This window comes from Adhaeribacter rhizoryzae (genome assembly GCF_008629685.1).
Lineage (GTDB): Bacteria > Bacteroidota > Bacteroidia > Cytophagales > Hymenobacteraceae > Adhaeribacter > Adhaeribacter rhizoryzae.
In genome coordinates, this window is record NZ_VWSF01000002.1 from 466,516 (window position 1) to 483,101 (window position 16,586).

The window sequence follows — 16,586 nt, forward strand, 5'->3', positions numbered from 1 at the left end:
AGGTAATAATGACTAAGCCGTTTTGCTCGCCGGTAATAAAACCGGCCAGGGCGGAAGTCATTCAATTTTAAATTTTATTTTCCTAAAGGCAATGGCTTGGGATTGGTGCTGGGGCCCAGTACAACTAACTTTCCGTCTTTCTGAATTTCCATTTTATCGATGAAAACTACCCGGTCTTTACCGGTTTTGGTTGTGCGGCCGTGGTACACGCAAAACATTTGCTTGCCATCCGGCGAAAACGCAATGCTGTTGTGGCCGGTACCGGTTACATTGCCGCCTTTTTGGGTATTTTTCTCCAGAACCGGATTATTGGCAGCCTTTTTATATGGGCCTAAAGGGCTTTTGGCAGTAGCATAACCAACCGCATAATTTTCGCCGCCAAAGTGGTTAGCCGAATACATCATGTAATAAGTGTCGCCGTGTTTAAAGGTGTAAGAGCCTTCGGTCCAGCGGCGGTTTACTTCTTTGGAAGTTACAGAACGGCTTTCCCATTCGGCCTGGGCATCGTTCATTTTAACGGGTGGGCGCAGCAGCAATACCGATTCGCCAATGGTGCCGCTAAAGTCTGGTTTTAGTTCTATGCCGTACACCCAGCTTTCTTCAATCTCGTTATACAAGCCTATTTTCTTAGCCCAATCGGCTACTTCGCTTTGTACCGGGTGCTTGTAGCAACACCTGGAATAATATAAATACGTTTTGCCGTTTTTATCGAAATAAACATTGGCATCTATTATCGGGTAGCCCGGGTCGAAAATAGGTTTGTTGCCCATGTCGCGGAAAGGGCCGGTTGGTTTATCGGCTACGGCCACGCCAATCCGGAAATTTTCAAGTTCTTTGGTAGGATTATCGCGCCATTGGGCGCTGTAAAACATGTAATATTTGTTTTTAACCCGGTACACTTCTGGTGCCCAAAAAGAGTGAATGCCCCAGGTATCTGGTTTATTACCAAAATATACCTGCCCTTCGTTTTTCCAGTTTACTAAATCCGGCGAAGAATAAGTTGCAAAACCATCTTTGGCTCCGCCGCCGGTGCCGTACATATAGTAAAGCTTGCTGGGAGCATCGTATAATACATAAGGATCGCCTAACGAAACGGCCAACGGATTTTTGTATACGCCAACCTTAACGCCTGCGGGTGCAGGAGCTTTTACCTGTCCAAATAAATCCACGCTTGTAATCGAAAATAAAAGCGCGAAAATAATAATGTTTAATTTATACTGCATCAGTTTAATTTATATTAAATCAAGATAGCTAAATAGAGGGCACCCGAGCGGCTTAATTACAAAATGCAAAATCAAAAATTAGCGCCAATTATTCCGGGTAGCTTGTCCCTTGTTTCGGAAGGTCAACTGCAAGCGGTAATTATAAAAATATAGCTGCGAGATTAATTTCTCTTTAACTAAAATCAGAAAACAGGGCTTGCCTCGGCTTTTGTACCCTGTTTTCTGCTTTATTTAGTTGTTGAAAATATTATTTTGCCTTTAGTTCTTTTTCGCGGTTTCGGTTTTTTTAGCTGAATAAGCAATCCGGAAAATAGTACCTCCCAAGTCATCGGAAACGTACAAAGCGCCATCGGGGCCCTGGGCCAAACCGCAGGGGCGGTGCTGAATAGGGCCAGTGGGTTGCACCAGGTCTACGCCGGCAAAGTTATCGGCAAATATTTCGTAATCGCCGAATGGTTTTCCGTTTTTAAACGGCACAAAAGCTACCAAATAACCTTTTTGCAGTTCCGAGGATTTGCCATGAAAAGCAATAAATGCGCCGTTGCGGTATTTTTCCGGAAACATGGTGCCGGTATAAAACAATAAGGCATTGGGGCCTAAATGGGCCGGGAAAGCTGCTACGGGGTCTAAGGCTTTTTCGCCGCCGGTTTTTTTACCATCGCCGCCGTATTCCGGGGTTAGCATTTTTTTCTTTTGCTTGTGGTCGTAATATACGTAAGGCCAGCCACCATCGGCACCGGCCGCTTTAATTTCGAACATGGTTTCGGCGGGCAGCTCGGCCGAATGCTGGGGCGTGTAATATTGCGGAAATCTTTCGTGAAATTGTCCGCGGCCGTGCATCATGGCAAATAAGGTATTGGTCTGGTTGTTCCAGTTCAGGCCCACTACGTTTTTTAAACCGGTAGCATAATGCACCGCATCGGCGTAGCTTTGGCTCTTTTTATTGGTTTTAAACTGCCAGATGCCACCCACCGAATCCAGGAGCGGACAAGGCATAATGCCTTTGCCGGTATTAGCGTCGAAACAGGTTTCATCCGGAGAACCCACCGTTACGTAAATATTTCCTTTATTATCGAGCGTAATAGATTTAGATACATCGCGGGTTTTGGCTACCAACCCTTTTACAATTTCTTCCGGCTGATTGGTTTGCGTTACTTCTTCTTTGGCGTTGAGCGGATAGCGGTAAACACCGGTGTTGGAGGCCGAATACAAATATCCGTTTTTAATAGCTATGCCGGTGCCGGGGTGATCGCCAAAGGCGGTTTGTTTATCCAGAGTGCCGTTTTTATCGGTATCGCGCAGGTGCAGTATGCCTTTGCCGTCTTTTAATTTCGACAGCTTTACGTATACATCGCCGGTTTTGCTAACCACCAGGTGGCGGGCAGCGCCTAAGCCATCGGCTACAATGGTGGCCGAAAAGCCTGGTGCAAGTTTAAGATTAGCTTTTTGCGGTACGGGACCGAGGTTGGGATTAATGGCGGTAAAACCTGTAGCGCCGCCCAGCATGGCCAGAACACAGGCAGCCCAGAGTAGTGGTTTTTTCATGTAACAACTTGTGGTAAATGGTTAATTTTTCCGTTGGCGAGCCAGTTCGGAAGCCTTAATATTAAGCATAAAATAATTAATATTTATAAAGGCAATAAATCGAATTTACTGCACTGAACTTAATTTTTACATAAGCGTGAATTGGTAAATGATTTTTGTACCCGTTCAGTTAATTATAATGCTTCTAAAAAATAATCGTTAACCTGCTTCATTAAACTATTATTATTTGGGCATTGCGCTTAAAATATTGCAGTTATGTTGTGCCTGTCGAAATAGCTGAATTTATTTTCTCGTAGTTTTAATAGATCCTTCGACAAACTCAGGATGACCCAGTAGCAAACACTTAAGCGCAAGTTTCGTTTTATCAAGGTATTATTCAGGCTTTGATAGCTGATGACAATAAAAAACCGCTACCGGATAAAAGGCAGCGGTTTTTGTTTTTTAAGAAAATCCGGCTTTATAAGCTTCCTATGGGTTATTTGAATCTAATCTTGCCAAATACCAAATTTACCTTCCTGGTAATCCTGGTAAGCTTCCTGAATTTCTTTTTCCGAATTCATCACAAATGGGCCGTAAGCTACAACCGGTTCGTTGAAAGGTTGCGCGTGGCCAAATAATATGATGCTGTCGGTAGTTGCTTCAATAATAAGGTCTTCCGCGTCTTGGTTAAATTCTACGAGGTTAAGCTTGGTTACCGTTTGGCCGTTAATATTTAATTCGCCCCGAACCACGTACAGGAAAATAGTGTGCGTTGCGGGTATCTGGGTGGTTAGTTTGCCACCAACTTTAAAGTACACGGTGTATAACTGAATATCGGTTAAAGATTGAATAGACGCGGGCACATCCTCCCACCGGCCCGAGACTACATCAAGAATAACTTTGCCTTCATCCAGCGTAATTTTAGGAATATCTTCTTTCTGTAAACCAATATAGTTGGGTTCGGTCATTTTGTAGCGGGCGGGCAGGTTTACCCAAAGCTGCAATATTTCCAGGTCGCCACCATTCGCCATAAATTCATCCGACGAAACTTCGGCGTGAATCAGGCCCCGGCCGGCTGTCATCCACTGAATGCCACCCGCTTTTATGGTACTTTCGTAGCCACCTGTGTCTTTGTGCATAATATCGCCTGCCAGAATAAAAGTAACGGTTTCGAAGCCCCGGTGCGGGTGCGGACCAAAAGGTAAACCGCTGTTGCGGGCCGGATATTGCTGCGGACCGTGGTGGTTCAGGAACAGGAAAGGATCGAGTTCACCAATTTCGAGGGCGGGCGTAGGCAAGGCACGGTAGGTTACCAGATTGCCAATGGGTGCCGAAACAGCTTTATGTATTTTCTTGATGCTTCTCATTATTTAAAGTTTTTATTTTTAGTTTAAAAGAAAAGAGTCTTCTGGATTAAAGTTAATCCCAAAGACTCTTTTCTTTAACATAAATTAAAGTTAAATTAAGCTACTTGTTGCAGGTGCAGAAAAAATCCTTCTTTTTCGCGGCGCACCTTTTTCTGGCTAGCCAACCAATCGTTTTCGGTATCGCGGTAACCCAGCGGCAGTAAAGTTACACTACGCAAACCTTTTTCTTTCAGGTTCAGCAGTTCGTCGAGGGCAGCGGCATTAAAGCCTTCCATGGGCGTAGCATCTACTTGTTCGGTAGCCGCTGCGGCAATAGCTGTTCCGAAAGCAATATAAGCCTGGCGGGCGGCCCATTGGTAATTTTGTTCTTGCGTGTTGTGGTGGGCAATGCCCAGCAAAATATTTTTAAAGCCATCCAGCGACTCTAAGGTAACGCCGCGCGTTTCAGCGGTATTATTAATGTAGTCGTTTACCTGCGCTTCCGAAATATTATCCCAGGCCGCAAAAACCAGCAGGTGCGAGGCTTCCACAATCTGCGGCTGGTTATTGGCTACCCGCTGAATTTCTTTTCGCAGGTCTTCGTCTTCAATTACCAAAACGGAGTAAGGCTGCAAACCCATAGAAGAAGGTGCTAACCGGGTTGCTTCTAATATATTATCTATTTTTTGTTGGGGTACTTTTTGGCCATTCATACGTTTGGCAGCATAGCGCCAGTTTAAAGCCTGTATTAAATCCATAGTTCTAATAATAAATATTTATGTGTTTGTTTTTTTAAGTAATTAGGTGAAAAAAATATGTACGTTATAAATTATAACAGTGTTAACAAAGATACAAAAAAAATAGTTGAATTAAATGCCGTTATTTTGGATAAAGCCCCCGCAAACTCTTAAACATAAAACTACTTAACCTTTTAGTCCTGAATATTTTTAATAAATCCGCGTACGGCATCTTCCAAAACCAGTTCGTGTAAGCTATCCGGACAAGCTGTACGTTCTACCATGTTAATAGAAACCAAGCCGTGCAGCATCGACCAGAAGGTATGAAATTTTAAGAAAGAATCCGTTTCGGCATTTTTGCTGTTGGTGATCAAATTTTTTACCGCGCCATGCAGTAAATCGGTGAATTTACTTAACTCCGGAACTTGCCGCACTTTTTCGCAGGTAGGCATGCCTAACCCGTACATAAGCTGGTAATATTCTTTATTTTGAAAGGCAAAATGCCAGTAAGCTTTGGCCATGAGCATTAATCCTGCTGCCGGATTTTTTTCTTGCGCTCCAGATTCATCCAACGCGTTATTTAATTTCCGGAAACCTTCTTTCGTAAACTCCTGCAAAATTGCATCTTTGTTTTCGAAGTGGCTGTAAATTACCGGTACACTGTATTCAATGGCATCGGCAATTTTCCGGATCGAAAGCGATTGCCAGCCTTCTTCCTGCACCAAAGCCCAGGCCGCCCGCAAAATGCCATCCCGCACTTCCTCCCGTTGTCTTTGTTTTCGTTCTACAATGCCCATTATTTTTGTTATTAATTATAACAGTGTTAACAAAATCAGTGCCAATAAGGTTTAATAATTTATTATTGTTAAACTTATAATATTAAATATTCTATACTTAGTGGGTAAGTTAAATAAAAATATGATTACCAGATTACGCTTATCAGAATTCTTTTGCAATACACCTGTTTATTGCCGCAAAATGAGGTGAAAATTAGCAAAATCATTAAAACCAGCTTCGTAACAAAAATAGCGTTAAGATTTCAGCACGTGTTTTAACAACTGTCGGGCAGCAGCGCTTATTAAAAATATATACTGAGCAAAATATTGCAGCGGACATTGTGGCAGTTAGGTGGTTTACTAATACAAACCTGAGTAAGAGCTTTCGTGTTACCTTTCGCAACCGCTATTAGCAACAGTAAAGCATTATTAAGTGCTGTTGCCGGCAGAATAATTTTTTATATTGCCACATCATATTTAAAACTGAAACCGGGTTTACCCTTAATACCTAATATAGCGCTAAACCTTAATTTATATTGATAAAACAGAATGGCTACCGAAAAGACAAAAGAAACCTTATTCCGGGAAATTGAGCAAAAATTACAAGACCAAGGATTTATTATTGATAAACAAGACCAGACACGACCCTGGGGTGGATTTTTTGTGATAAACGAAGACCAGGCCCAGCAATTTGCCGATAACTACTTCGATGGTTTGTCGGTAGATACCTTGCGGATTTCCGGAAAGTTAAGTCCTAAAATATTAGTAGTAGCGCCCCAAAAACGCCTTTCGTGGCAATATCATTTCCGGCGGGCCGAAATCTGGAAAGTAATTCAGGGTACAGTAGGAGTGGCAACCAGCCAAACCGATGAACAAGGTGAAGTAAAAACCCACGAAGTTAGCTCCTTAATTACCCTGAAGCAAGGCGAGAGGCACCGGCTGGTAGGCCTGGCCGATTGGGGTGTTTTAGCCGAAATCTGGCAACATACCGATGCGGCCAATCCATCTGATGAAGAAGATATTGTGCGGGTGCAGGACGACTTTGGCCGGTAGACTTTAAAAGTAATAATAGCAGGGCTTTCTCAAATTAGTTTTTTAACCTGGTAAATCCTCCCCCTTGCCCCCTCCGAAGGAGTACTTTGGATAGTTTTGCGAAAGTCCTGAATAAATTATTTGGTTCCTGCTTAAGAAATTTAGGGCGGGTAAGGCCCGCAAAAACAACAAGACCAACTGCTATTAGCGTTGGCCTTGTTGTTTTAGTAAAGGAATACTTTACTTAATTGGCCAATCGTCGGTGCGGAAGCTAGAAGCTGGTAAGCCAGCTTTGTTAAATAAATTGGGTTCGGCGGTGTTGTTCCAGGCAAAGCGTACGGCCACCGGGTTTTTTACCGATTTTGCTTGTACTACTACTGTACTGCCCAATATTTTGGCCGTGGCTGGTACAAAATTTTGGTCGGCGCCGGCAATTTCGAAAAGGGTTAATGCTTTATCTTTCGCAACTAAACCCGGTTCTGTATGATCAAAAGAAATCCGGATTTTATTTCCTTCTACCTGCATACTTTTATACAGTGGTCCGGAATAAATTATTTCTTTTTTACCATACGTATTATTTAAAGCCCAATTAGCCAACCGTTGGCCAACCGGTATTTTATTGCGGGGGTGAATATCTTTAATATTGCCGATATCGCTGATTACAACCATGCCGGTATTGGGTACGCTTAAGGTTTTGCGTTGGGCATCGCGCAACAACACGCCGTTTTGGTTATTGCCGTAGCTATAAGGTGCAATCTGCACATAGTAAAACGGAAACGCGTAACCCCACTCAGAACGCCAGTTTTGAATTAAGGCCGGCAGCAACTGTTCGTAATTTTGCGGATTGCTGGTATTCGATTCGCCTTGGTACCAAAGTGCACCGGCAATCCGGTACGGAATAAGCGGGGCAAGCATGGCGTTAAAAGCTTTGCCGGGTTTATTCGGTCCGTAGGGTTCTTCTTTTAATTTAGCGGCGGCTTCGGCCAGCGTTTTATTTTCAGTAATTGCTTTGGCATTGACCCAAATTTCGGCGGGCGTGCCGCCCCAACTGCTATTTATCAGGCCAACGGGTGCTTTCAGGTTTTCGTGAATTTTTTGGCCGAAGAAATAACCCACCGCACTAAAATTGGGCATTGTTTCGGGTGTGCAAACTACCCACTGCGCCTCTACATCTAACTGGGGTCCGTCTGCGGACCGGCGGGGCACAGTAAAAAAACGAATAGACAGGTAATTGGCTTTCGCGATTTCCGGCTGTACGTTATCTACGCCGGCGCGGGTAGTCCATTCCATATTCGATTGGCCGGAGCATAGCCAAACTTCGCCCATTAAAATATCTTGCACTACAATGGTGTTGTAGCCTTTTACCGTTAGCGTATGTGGTCCGCCGGCGGCCGGCGTATTAATTTTAATTTGCCATTGTGCTAAATTATTGGCTTTAATTTTTACGGCATTTTTATCCCAACTGCCGGTTACTGTTACCTCCTCCCCGGGACTAGCCCAGCCCCAAATGGTTACTTCGGCATTTTGCTGCAGCACCATGTGGTCGGAGAAAATAGCCGGCAGTGCTACCGCGCTGGCTTTCTGGGAAACAACTAATATTGCTAGTAGTACAAAAAAGGAAAAGCGGGTAAATTTTTTCATGTAATATTTTGGGTTGGTTAATGCAATAAATGCTCCGGACAAACTTAATCTTAAATATTATTTAGCCCACCGGAAAAACCAGGATATGGTAATTATTTTCGTCGAAAGAAAATTGCCCAACTACTTCCATGCCTAAGTTGTGAGTATGAATATGTAAGGAATTTTGGTTCTGGGTGTGAATAAAGGCGACGCCGATATCGTATTTACCACAAAGTAGTTTTTGGGTTTGCCCGAACATGCGGGATAGCAGGCCTTGGCCACGGTGGGGTTTGCTGACCAAAACCGGACCGTAATAAAAATAATTATAGGAGGTAAGCGGCTTATTCTGGTAATTTATTGCCGGAAATTTTTGAGCCATTGCTTGTATCAGGGGCGGGTAGTCCTGATGAGGTAATTTTGAGTTAATAACAAAGCCCACTAATTGCTGCTGATAAATAGTAACCAGGCTGTTAGCTGATGTTACCATTTTACGCATGGCATTAAGCTCAAACCGGCCGGTCAGAAATCCATCACCGCGCTCTGGTGCCGAAAGCTTATCGTATACATAACAGTTCGCCAACGCGGTTATTTCGGCCAGATCAGATTCAGTTGCTTCTCTTATTAAATATTCCTGCATATTATAGATTGAGTTTGCCGTTTACGTGCCGGCTTTTTGTTTAAGCGCTCTTAATATTTTACGCTTTTAATTTTAACGCTTAATTTAGTAAGCTAAATAAATAATTATTGGTTACAATATCGTGATGCTGTATAGCCTTACATATGTAATAAACACTATCGGCAACCGGATAAGCCACGCAAGGATTGCCACTGTATGACGAAGCAGCATTATACCATTAAGGCTGTAAGTTTATTTAAAGGTATTTGGTAGCCGTCTTGTTTATATTTTTAGCCTAATAATCCTCTAGTTCTTACATCATTTCTTACTTATTAGCATCAAGCATTAAAAAGCTACCCTACAAAGTTACTTAAGGCACAAATAGCAGCGTGCTGTAATTATAATTTAGTTTTACAAAGTAGGTCTGGTTTAAAATAGGGGAGATGACTTTAGGAAGTAAAATACTTATAAGTGTATACAGAATATAATAAATTATTTATATATTTATAATAACAAAGTTCTGAATCGAAGCTTTTTTGATTAAATAATAAAATTTATAAAGATATTGGTATATAAATTAAAAAGTATTGTATTGCACTCAAAGGTTGTTGTAATTTTTCTAATGTTTACATATAAACCTTGTTATTAATTCATTGTCCGGGGGAATATAGTAATAGTTATCTAAATTTTTTCTCATCCCTTGATTCTCTGATTATACTCTATAAATTAGGACAATTTTTAATTGTTAAAATTACCCTTATATGAAACACGCTTGTTCTTAATTAACTATCCAAATTTTAGCTAACTCATTTAGTGTTAGCGTCTTGCTTTTATTTTTTTTATTAGTCAATTAAACAATTTTCCACCAAACCAAAACAATTATGAAACAACCTTTACTTAAAGGGTTCAAGTATTTCTTAATACTGCACCTTTTTCTTCTGGCTGTGACCGGTGCCCAGGCACAAGGTCTCGCCGTAAAAGGGAGAGTCATTGCCGAAAACGGTGATGGCTTGCCCGGTGTAACTGTACTGGTGAAAGGTACCTCTAATGGTACTGCCACCGATGCCAATGGTAATTATGCCTTAAATCTGGCCAATACTTCCGGTACTTTAGTAGTGTCTTTTATTGGTTATCAAACGCAAGAAATTGCAGTAAACAATCGTACCACCATTAATATTACCTTAGCGCCAGATGCAAAAGCGCTGGAAGAAGTAGTAGTAGTAGGATACGGTGTACAGAAGAAAGAAACCGTAACTGGTTCGGTAGCTGCTGTAAAAGGTGCTGAACTGGTAAAATCTCCAACCGTTAACTTATCTAACTCCTTAGCTGGTCGTTTGCCGGGTGTGGTTGCGGTAAACCGTAGCGGTGAGCCTGGTTACGATGGCTCTGCTATCCGGATTCGGGGTTCTAATACTTTAAATAATAACAGCGCCTTAGTTGTTATTGATGGTATTCCTGGCCGGGAAGGTGGCTTGGACCGTATTAATCCAAAAGATATCGAAAGTGTTTCGGTATTGAAAGATGCGGCCGCTGCTATTTACGGCTCCCGGGCTGCCAACGGCGTAATCCTGATTACTACCAAGCGTGGTAAAACCGGAAAGCCAACCCTTTCTTATGACTTCAATCAGGGTTTTTCGCAGCCAACTGTTATTCCGGACTTAACCAGTTCGGCTGAATATACCGGCATGCTGAACGATTTGAACGTGTATGAATTGCCAGTTTCGGAGTGGGCTGCCGCTACCGAAGCTTATAAGAAAACTGGTACTTATACCCGGCCTAATGGTACAGTGCGTAATGCACCCTTTACCCCGAATGATATAGAACTTTATCGCAATGGCACCGACCCTTGGCTGCACCCCAACACCGATTGGTATAAAGCTACTTTAAAAACCTGGTCGCCGCAGGCTCGCCACAATTTACAGGTAACCGGTGGTACCGATAACCTGAAATATTTAGCTTCAATGGGCTACCAGAATCAGGATGGTTATTACAAAAATTCTGCTACCGGTTACAAGCAGTACGATATTCGGGTTAACCTCGATGCTACTATAAACAAGTATATTAAAGCATCTATTGGTTTATTAGGCCGGGAAGAATTGCGTATGTTCCCAACCCGCCCAGCCAGTGCTATATTCCGGATGCAGATGCGTGGTAAACCACAGGAACAAGCTTACTGGCCTAATGGTGTACCTGGTCCGGATATTGAAAACGGCGAAAACCCAGTTGTTATTACTACCGATTTAAGCGGTTATCAGCGGGATAAACGCGATTTCTTCCAAACAAACGGTGCCTTAGATATTTTAATACCTGGCGTAGAAGGCCTTAAATTTACCGGAACAGCCGCTATAGATAAGCGCATAGACAACGGTAAAACCTGGCAAATTCCCTGGACTTTGTACCAACGCGGCACTGGTGTTGATGCTAACGGTAATCCAAATCTGATAGCAACCAAGCGTGGCCCATCTGAACCCCGTTTAGACCAAAGCACTTCTAACAGATTAAATATTTTATTAGGCGGTGTTTTAAACTACGAACGCAAATTTGGCGAAAACCATGGCCTTACTTTATTAGCCGGTACTAACCGCGAAACCATTTCAGGCGATAATTTTAGTGCTTTCCGTCGTTACTTTATTTCTCCAGCCGTTGACCAGATATTTGCCGGTGGCGATTTAGAAAAGAATAACAATGGTGGTGCGTTTGAGCAAGCCCGTATTAACTACTTTGGTCGGGTGGCTTATAACTTTAAAGAAAAATACTTACTGGAATTCCTGTGGCGCTACGATGGTTCCGATATTTTCCCGCAGGATACGCGTTACGGCTTCTTCCCAGGCGTTATGGGTGGTTGGGTAATTTCTGAAGAAAGTTTCTTTAAAAACAGTGTTCCGGCTATTAATTACCTGAAATTACGTGGTTCTTGGGGTCAGTTGGGTAACGACGACGTAGGTCGGTATGCTTACTTGTCTACTTTTGGTTTCCGGACTTACATCCTGAACAACGTAGAAACCAAAACTGTGTATGAAACCCGTATTCCGAATAATACCATTACCTGGGAAATTGCCAACAACTCCAACATTGGTTTAGAAGGCTCGGCATTTGATGGTCGTTTTAGCTTTGAGTTTGATGCGTTCTACAACAAACGGACCAATATCCTGGCTGCCAGATCTGCTTCTTTCCCGCAAAGTACTGGTATTACTGCTCCGCTAACCAATTTTGGCGAAGTATCTAATAAAGGTTTTGAATACAATATTGGTTACCAAAACCAGGTAGGCGAGTTTAAATATAATGTAAGTGTTAATGGTGGTTACGCCAGAAACAAAATTATATTCCGCGATGAAGCACCTGGTGCACCTGACTGGCAACGTGCTACCGGTATGCCTATGAATACCTTCCTGACTTACCAGTACGACGGTGTATTTAAAGATCAGGCCGAAATTGATGCTAACACAATTGATTACAAAGCCCTTGTTAACCAGCTTCGCCCTGGCGACATGAAGTACAAAGATATTGGTGGACGCGATGCTGCCGGCAATTTTACAAGAGTGCCCGACGGAAAAATTACTCCTGATGATCAGGTTCGTACCGATGTAACCAATATTCCGCCGTTCCAGGGTGGCGTGGTTTTAGGTGGTTCTTTCAAAAACTTCGACTTATCTATCCTGTTCCAGGGTGCGGCCGGTGCTAAACAATACATCTACACCGGTGAAATGGGTAACATTGGTAATTACCTGCAATACATCCACGATAACCGCTGGACAGTAGAGAATCCTAGCAGCGAACATCCGCGCATTACTAACCGTGGCGACCAGTATTATTCATTTAATAACACTTATTGGCTGCGCGATACCGATTATATCCGGTTAAAAAACCTGGAATTAGGTTACACGCTTCCAGCTGCTTTATCTAGCCGGGCCGGGTTAAACAATTTACGGGTTTATGTTAATGGCCTTAATATTCTTACCTGGGATAAAATGAAAATTTACGATCCGGAGACCGACAATACCAACGGACAGTATTATCCACAGTCTCGCATTTTGAGCGGCGGTGTATCGGTTACATTCTAAAATTTAATCAGATTAGAAATAATGAATAAAATAAAAAATATTTGTTTTGCGGCCCTCATCGGATCTCTGATGGTTACGGGTTGTAACGACGATTTTGTTAATACGCAGCCATTAGACCAGGTGTCTGAAACTGCGGTTTGGTCGGATGCCGGTTTAACCGAAGCATTTGTATCGGAAATATATGCGGGAGTTGGTAACGGCGGTTTTGACGAAGAAATGCTGGCCTCTTACACCGATGAAGCTATTTTTACGCACCCGGGCCGGGATATAACCACCATTACCGAATCCCGTTCGAACCCAGCCGCTCCAGGAAGGACAAACACGCCTATTCAATTCGCAAACTTATACCTTCGTATTCGGGCAGCTAACCTGGCTTTAGAAAACCTGCAAACGCCTAAGTTTAACGACCCTACTTTGGTAGATCGGTTAAAAGGAGAAGCTTTATTTTTGAGAGCTTACTATCACCACCAAGTGGTGCGCTACTACGGTGGTGCTGTAATCGTAGACCGGGTTTATAAGTTAGGTGAAGAAACCTATATGGCCAAGCGCAATACCATGGAAGAGTGTATTAACTTTATTGTTAAAGACGCTGAAGAGGCCGCTAAGTTACTGGAAGGTAAAAACATGGTTGCAGGCCGGGCTTCAAAGGCAGCAGCATTAGCGCTTAAATCGCGTATGCTGCTTTACGCAGCCAGTGATTTATACGATGCCAATACGGCTAAAGCTAAATCCAGCGTTATGGCTGCTTACGCTCACCCCGAATTGTTAGCGATTGTTGGCGGAAGCCGTACCGAGCGGTGGCAAAAAGCTAAAGATGCTGCCAAAGCAGTGTTGGATTTACCAGGTTATGGTTATAAGTTAGACTTAACTGCACCAGAATCTAAGGAACAAGGAACCACCAATTATATGAATGTGGCTTTAGCCCGGAACGGTGGCGAAAGAGAACTGCTTTTTGCCCGTTATTTTATAAACTCCAAACAAGAAAATGGGGGTCGCCAAGGTTTATATAACGGACCAAATGGCTACAATAACTGGGCTGGTAACACACCTATTCAGCACCTTATTGATGATTATGAAATGATGGATGGAACCAAGTTTAACTGGAGCAATCCAGCGCAAGCTTCAGCGCCTTATGATAACCGTGATCCACGTTTCTATTCAACTTTCCTGGTAGAAGGTTCACCTTGGAAAGTACGGCCATCAAATGCCGCAAAAGCTTTAGACCCGCTTAACCAAATCCAGACTGGTAGCTACGAGGTAATCCGCGGTGGAAAAAAAGAAATCCATTTTGGTTTGGATACCCGCAAGAGTTCTATTGAAGACTGGAACGGTAGTTATACTGGTTACTACATGCGCAAATTTACCGATCCGAATCCGGCTATTGTGGACCAGAACACCTGGCAGCAAGTTCCCTGGCCGTTTTTCCGGTACACCGAGGCTTTGTTAAACTATGTAGAAGCTTGTATTGAATTAGGTCAGGATGAAGAAGCCAAAACCTGGCTGAACAAAGTGCGTTTCCGGGCGGGTATGCCAGCCGTTACAGAAACCGGTGATGCCCTCCGTCAGCGTTACCGGAACGAGCGCCGGGTAGAAATGGTGTTTGAAGAGCAGCGTTACCACGATGCTCGCCGTTGGATGATTGCCCCAACTACTTTAGCCCGTAAGGCGAATGGTATTACCATATTTGGTGCCTTAAAGCAGGGCAAAGAAGTTTCAATCTATAGATACGATCCTACCAGCTATAATTATTCTTATTCTGTGTTTGAAATTGACCCAGGAAAAGAAAACCGTGCCTGGAACGATAAAATGTATTGGTTACCTATTCATCGGGATGAAATGAATCGCAATACAGAACTGGTTCAAAACCCTGGTTACTAGTTTATGTTTTTAGTTTATTTAAAATCTATGCCGGTACCTACCGGCATAGATTTTTTTTTACATCGTTTTGCAAATTAACATGTTATTCCGGTTTAAGTTTATTTCCTGTCTATTGCTGTCTCTGGGGCTTTTTTGTACGGTAAGCTGCCAACAGCAATCAACTAACAAAGAAGAACCTGAAGCTTCTAAAACAATTGCTAACCCGCTATTTGTTTTATTACCCACCGAAAGAACGGGCGTTACCTTTGCCAATACGCTCTCCGAAGGGCTAAATACCAATGTGCTCATGTACGAATATTTTTATAACGGCGGCGGCGTAGCGGTAGGTGATATAAACGGCGATGGTTTGGACGATATTTATTTTTCGGGAAACATGGTGTCTAATCGCCTGTACCTGAACAAAGGCAATATGCAATTTGCCGATATTACTGCGCAGGCCGGTGTAGCTGGTCGGGAAGGACCCTGGAAGACAGGTGTAACCATGGCCGATGTAAACGGCGATAACCGGCTGGATATTTTTGTTTGTTACTCCGGTAAACTACCCGAAGAAAAAAGAACACCCCAATTATTTATAAACCAAGGGCCCGATGCCAACGGAATTCCGATGTTTACCGAGCAAGCTGCCCAGTATGGCCTAACCAATGCTGCCTTTAGCACCAGCGCTAACTTTTTTGATTATGACCGGGATGGCGACCTGGATATGTTTCTGCTGAACCATAACCCTAATCCGGCCCCGGTATTAGACGAAATAACCACTTCCAATATTCTTCAGACGCCCGATCCGCAGATTGGGGTACGCTTGTTCCGGAACGATAAAAACAAGTTTAAAGATGTTACCGAAAGGGCGGGGGTACAGAGTTCGGAACTTACTTATGGGTTAGGTGCCGGTGCCGCCGATATTAATCAGGATGGCTGGCCGGATATTTACGTATCTAACGATTATACCATTCCGGATTTTCTGTATATCAATAATAAAAACGGCACCTTCAGCAACCAAATCCAGAAAAGCCTAGGGCATACTTCCCAGTTTTCGATGGGAAACGATATTGCCGATATTAATAACGATGCCTTACCGGATATTTATACCCTGGACATGTTGCCGGAAGATAACCGAAGACAAAAGTTATTGGTATCGCCGGATAATTACGAGAAGTTCGACTTGAATGTAAAAACCGGTTTTTATTACCAGTACATGCGCAATATGCTGCACGTAAACAATGGCAATGGCACTTTCAGCGAAATAGGGCAATTGGCGGGAATATCTAACACCGATTGGAGCTGGGCTTCTTTGTTTGCCGATTACGACAACGATGGCTGGAAAGACCTTCTGGTAACCAATGGGGTATTGCGCGATTTTACCAACCTTGATTTTGTAAAATACTCCAATTCGTATGCGCAACAAAAAGGGGGGCGCCTGCAACGGACCGATGTACTGGACCTGGTGCATCAGATACCGGCCACTAACCTTAAAAATTATATCTATAAAAATAACGGTAATCTTACCTTTACCAATAATAGTGCTTCCTGGGGTTTAAACCAAGCTGCTACTAGCAGTGGAGCGGCCTACGCCGACCTGGACAATGACGGCGACTTAGACCTGATTACGAATAACCTGAACCAGCCCGCCTTTATTTACCAGAACCAATCCGATAAGCAACTAAGCCACCACTACTTGCAACTGCAACTGGCGGGCAGCGGCCAAAACACGGCTGGCGTGGGCGCCAAAGTTTTCCTGTACGCTAACGGGCAGCAACAATACTTAGAGCAAATGCC

At 43.2% G+C, this 16,586-nt stretch carries 11 protein-coding genes; 4 read left to right on the forward strand and 7 right to left on the reverse strand.

The window, feature by feature from the left end; all coding sequences use genetic code 11:
- Positions 1–74: 74 nt before the first annotated feature.
- The 5 genes from F0145_RS04955 to F0145_RS04975 form a co-directional block, all read right to left on the reverse strand.
- Entirely contained in the window at positions 75–1,223 is a 1,149-nt protein-coding gene (locus F0145_RS04955; protein ID WP_150087189.1) for a glycoside hydrolase family 43 protein, read from the reverse strand.
- 258 nt (positions 1,224–1,481) lie between these two features.
- Positions 1,482–2,768: a PQQ-dependent sugar dehydrogenase gene (locus F0145_RS04960; RefSeq protein ID WP_150087190.1), complete on the reverse strand. Its 1,287-nt coding sequence runs from the start codon at positions 2,766–2,768 to the stop codon at positions 1,482–1,484.
- A gap of 485 nt (positions 2,769–3,253) precedes the next feature.
- Entirely contained in the window at positions 3,254–4,114 is an 861-nt protein-coding gene (locus F0145_RS04965; protein ID WP_150087191.1) for a pirin family protein, read from the reverse strand.
- A 95-nt stretch (positions 4,115–4,209) separates the two neighbouring features.
- Positions 4,210–4,851 (reverse strand): nitroreductase family protein, encoded by a 642-nt coding sequence (locus F0145_RS04970; protein ID WP_150087192.1) that lies wholly within the window; start codon positions 4,849–4,851, stop codon positions 4,210–4,212.
- 173 nt (positions 4,852–5,024) lie between these two features.
- Complete coding sequence (locus F0145_RS04975) at positions 5,025–5,627, reverse strand: TetR/AcrR family transcriptional regulator (protein ID WP_150087193.1); 603 nt, start codon at positions 5,625–5,627, stop codon at positions 5,025–5,027.
- Between the two features lie 528 nt (positions 5,628–6,155).
- Between F0145_RS04975 and F0145_RS04980 the strand changes: the two genes are divergently transcribed.
- The gene (locus F0145_RS04980; protein ID WP_150087194.1) at positions 6,156–6,659 is read left to right on the forward strand and encodes a cupin domain-containing protein; all 504 of its coding nucleotides are present in this window, start codon (positions 6,156–6,158) and stop codon (positions 6,657–6,659) included.
- Between the two features lie 219 nt (positions 6,660–6,878).
- On the opposite strand, the gene F0145_RS04985 is transcribed toward F0145_RS04980, so the two are convergent.
- Positions 6,879–8,279 (reverse strand): sialate O-acetylesterase, encoded by a 1,401-nt coding sequence (locus F0145_RS04985; protein WP_150087195.1) that lies wholly within the window; start codon positions 8,277–8,279, stop codon positions 6,879–6,881.
- A gap of 61 nt (positions 8,280–8,340) precedes the next feature.
- On the reverse strand, positions 8,341–8,895 hold the full coding sequence (locus F0145_RS04990; RefSeq protein ID WP_150087196.1) for a hypothetical protein: 555 nt from the start codon (positions 8,893–8,895) through the stop codon (positions 8,341–8,343).
- Between the two features lie 860 nt (positions 8,896–9,755).
- Between F0145_RS04990 and F0145_RS04995 the strand changes: the two genes are divergently transcribed.
- The 3 genes from F0145_RS04995 to F0145_RS05005 all read left to right on the forward strand — a co-directional run.
- Positions 9,756–12,935, forward strand: coding sequence for a SusC/RagA family TonB-linked outer membrane protein (locus tag F0145_RS04995; protein ID WP_150087197.1), 3,180 nt, complete (start codon positions 9,756–9,758; stop codon positions 12,933–12,935).
- 21 nt (positions 12,936–12,956) lie between these two features.
- Positions 12,957–14,813: a RagB/SusD family nutrient uptake outer membrane protein gene (locus F0145_RS05000; RefSeq protein ID WP_150087198.1), complete on the forward strand. Its 1,857-nt coding sequence runs from the start codon at positions 12,957–12,959 to the stop codon at positions 14,811–14,813.
- Between the two features lie 79 nt (positions 14,814–14,892).
- Positions 14,893–16,586 (forward strand): FG-GAP repeat domain-containing protein (locus F0145_RS05005; RefSeq protein ID WP_150087221.1); only part of this gene is annotated, 1,694 nt, incomplete at its 3' end.

What these genes read in the sequence shown, in the direction of transcription:
- F0145_RS04955 (WP_150087189.1), bottom strand. Translation starts at nt 1,223, where the DNA reads ATGCAGTATAAATTAAACATTATTATTTTCGCGCTTTTATTTTCGATT.
- F0145_RS04960 (WP_150087190.1), bottom strand. Translation starts at nt 2,768, where the DNA reads ATGAAAAAACCACTACTCTGGGCTGCCTGTGTTCTGGCCATGCTGGGC.
- F0145_RS04965 (WP_150087191.1), bottom strand. Translation starts at nt 4,114, where the DNA reads ATGAGAAGCATCAAGAAAATACATAAAGCTGTTTCGGCACCCATTGGC.
- F0145_RS04970 (WP_150087192.1), bottom strand. Translation starts at nt 4,851, where the DNA reads ATGGATTTAATACAGGCTTTAAACTGGCGCTATGCTGCCAAACGTATG.
- F0145_RS04975 (WP_150087193.1), bottom strand. Translation starts at nt 5,627, where the DNA reads ATGGGCATTGTAGAACGAAAACAAAGACAACGGGAGGAAGTGCGGGAT.
- F0145_RS04980 (WP_150087194.1), top strand. Translation starts at nt 6,156, where the DNA reads ATGGCTACCGAAAAGACAAAAGAAACCTTATTCCGGGAAATTGAGCAA.
- F0145_RS04985 (WP_150087195.1), bottom strand. Translation starts at nt 8,279, where the DNA reads ATGAAAAAATTTACCCGCTTTTCCTTTTTTGTACTACTAGCAATATTA.
- F0145_RS04990 (WP_150087196.1), bottom strand. Translation starts at nt 8,895, where the DNA reads ATGCAGGAATATTTAATAAGAGAAGCAACTGAATCTGATCTGGCCGAA.
- F0145_RS04995 (WP_150087197.1), top strand. Translation starts at nt 9,756, where the DNA reads ATGAAACAACCTTTACTTAAAGGGTTCAAGTATTTCTTAATACTGCAC.
- F0145_RS05000 (WP_150087198.1), top strand. Translation starts at nt 12,957, where the DNA reads ATGAATAAAATAAAAAATATTTGTTTTGCGGCCCTCATCGGATCTCTG.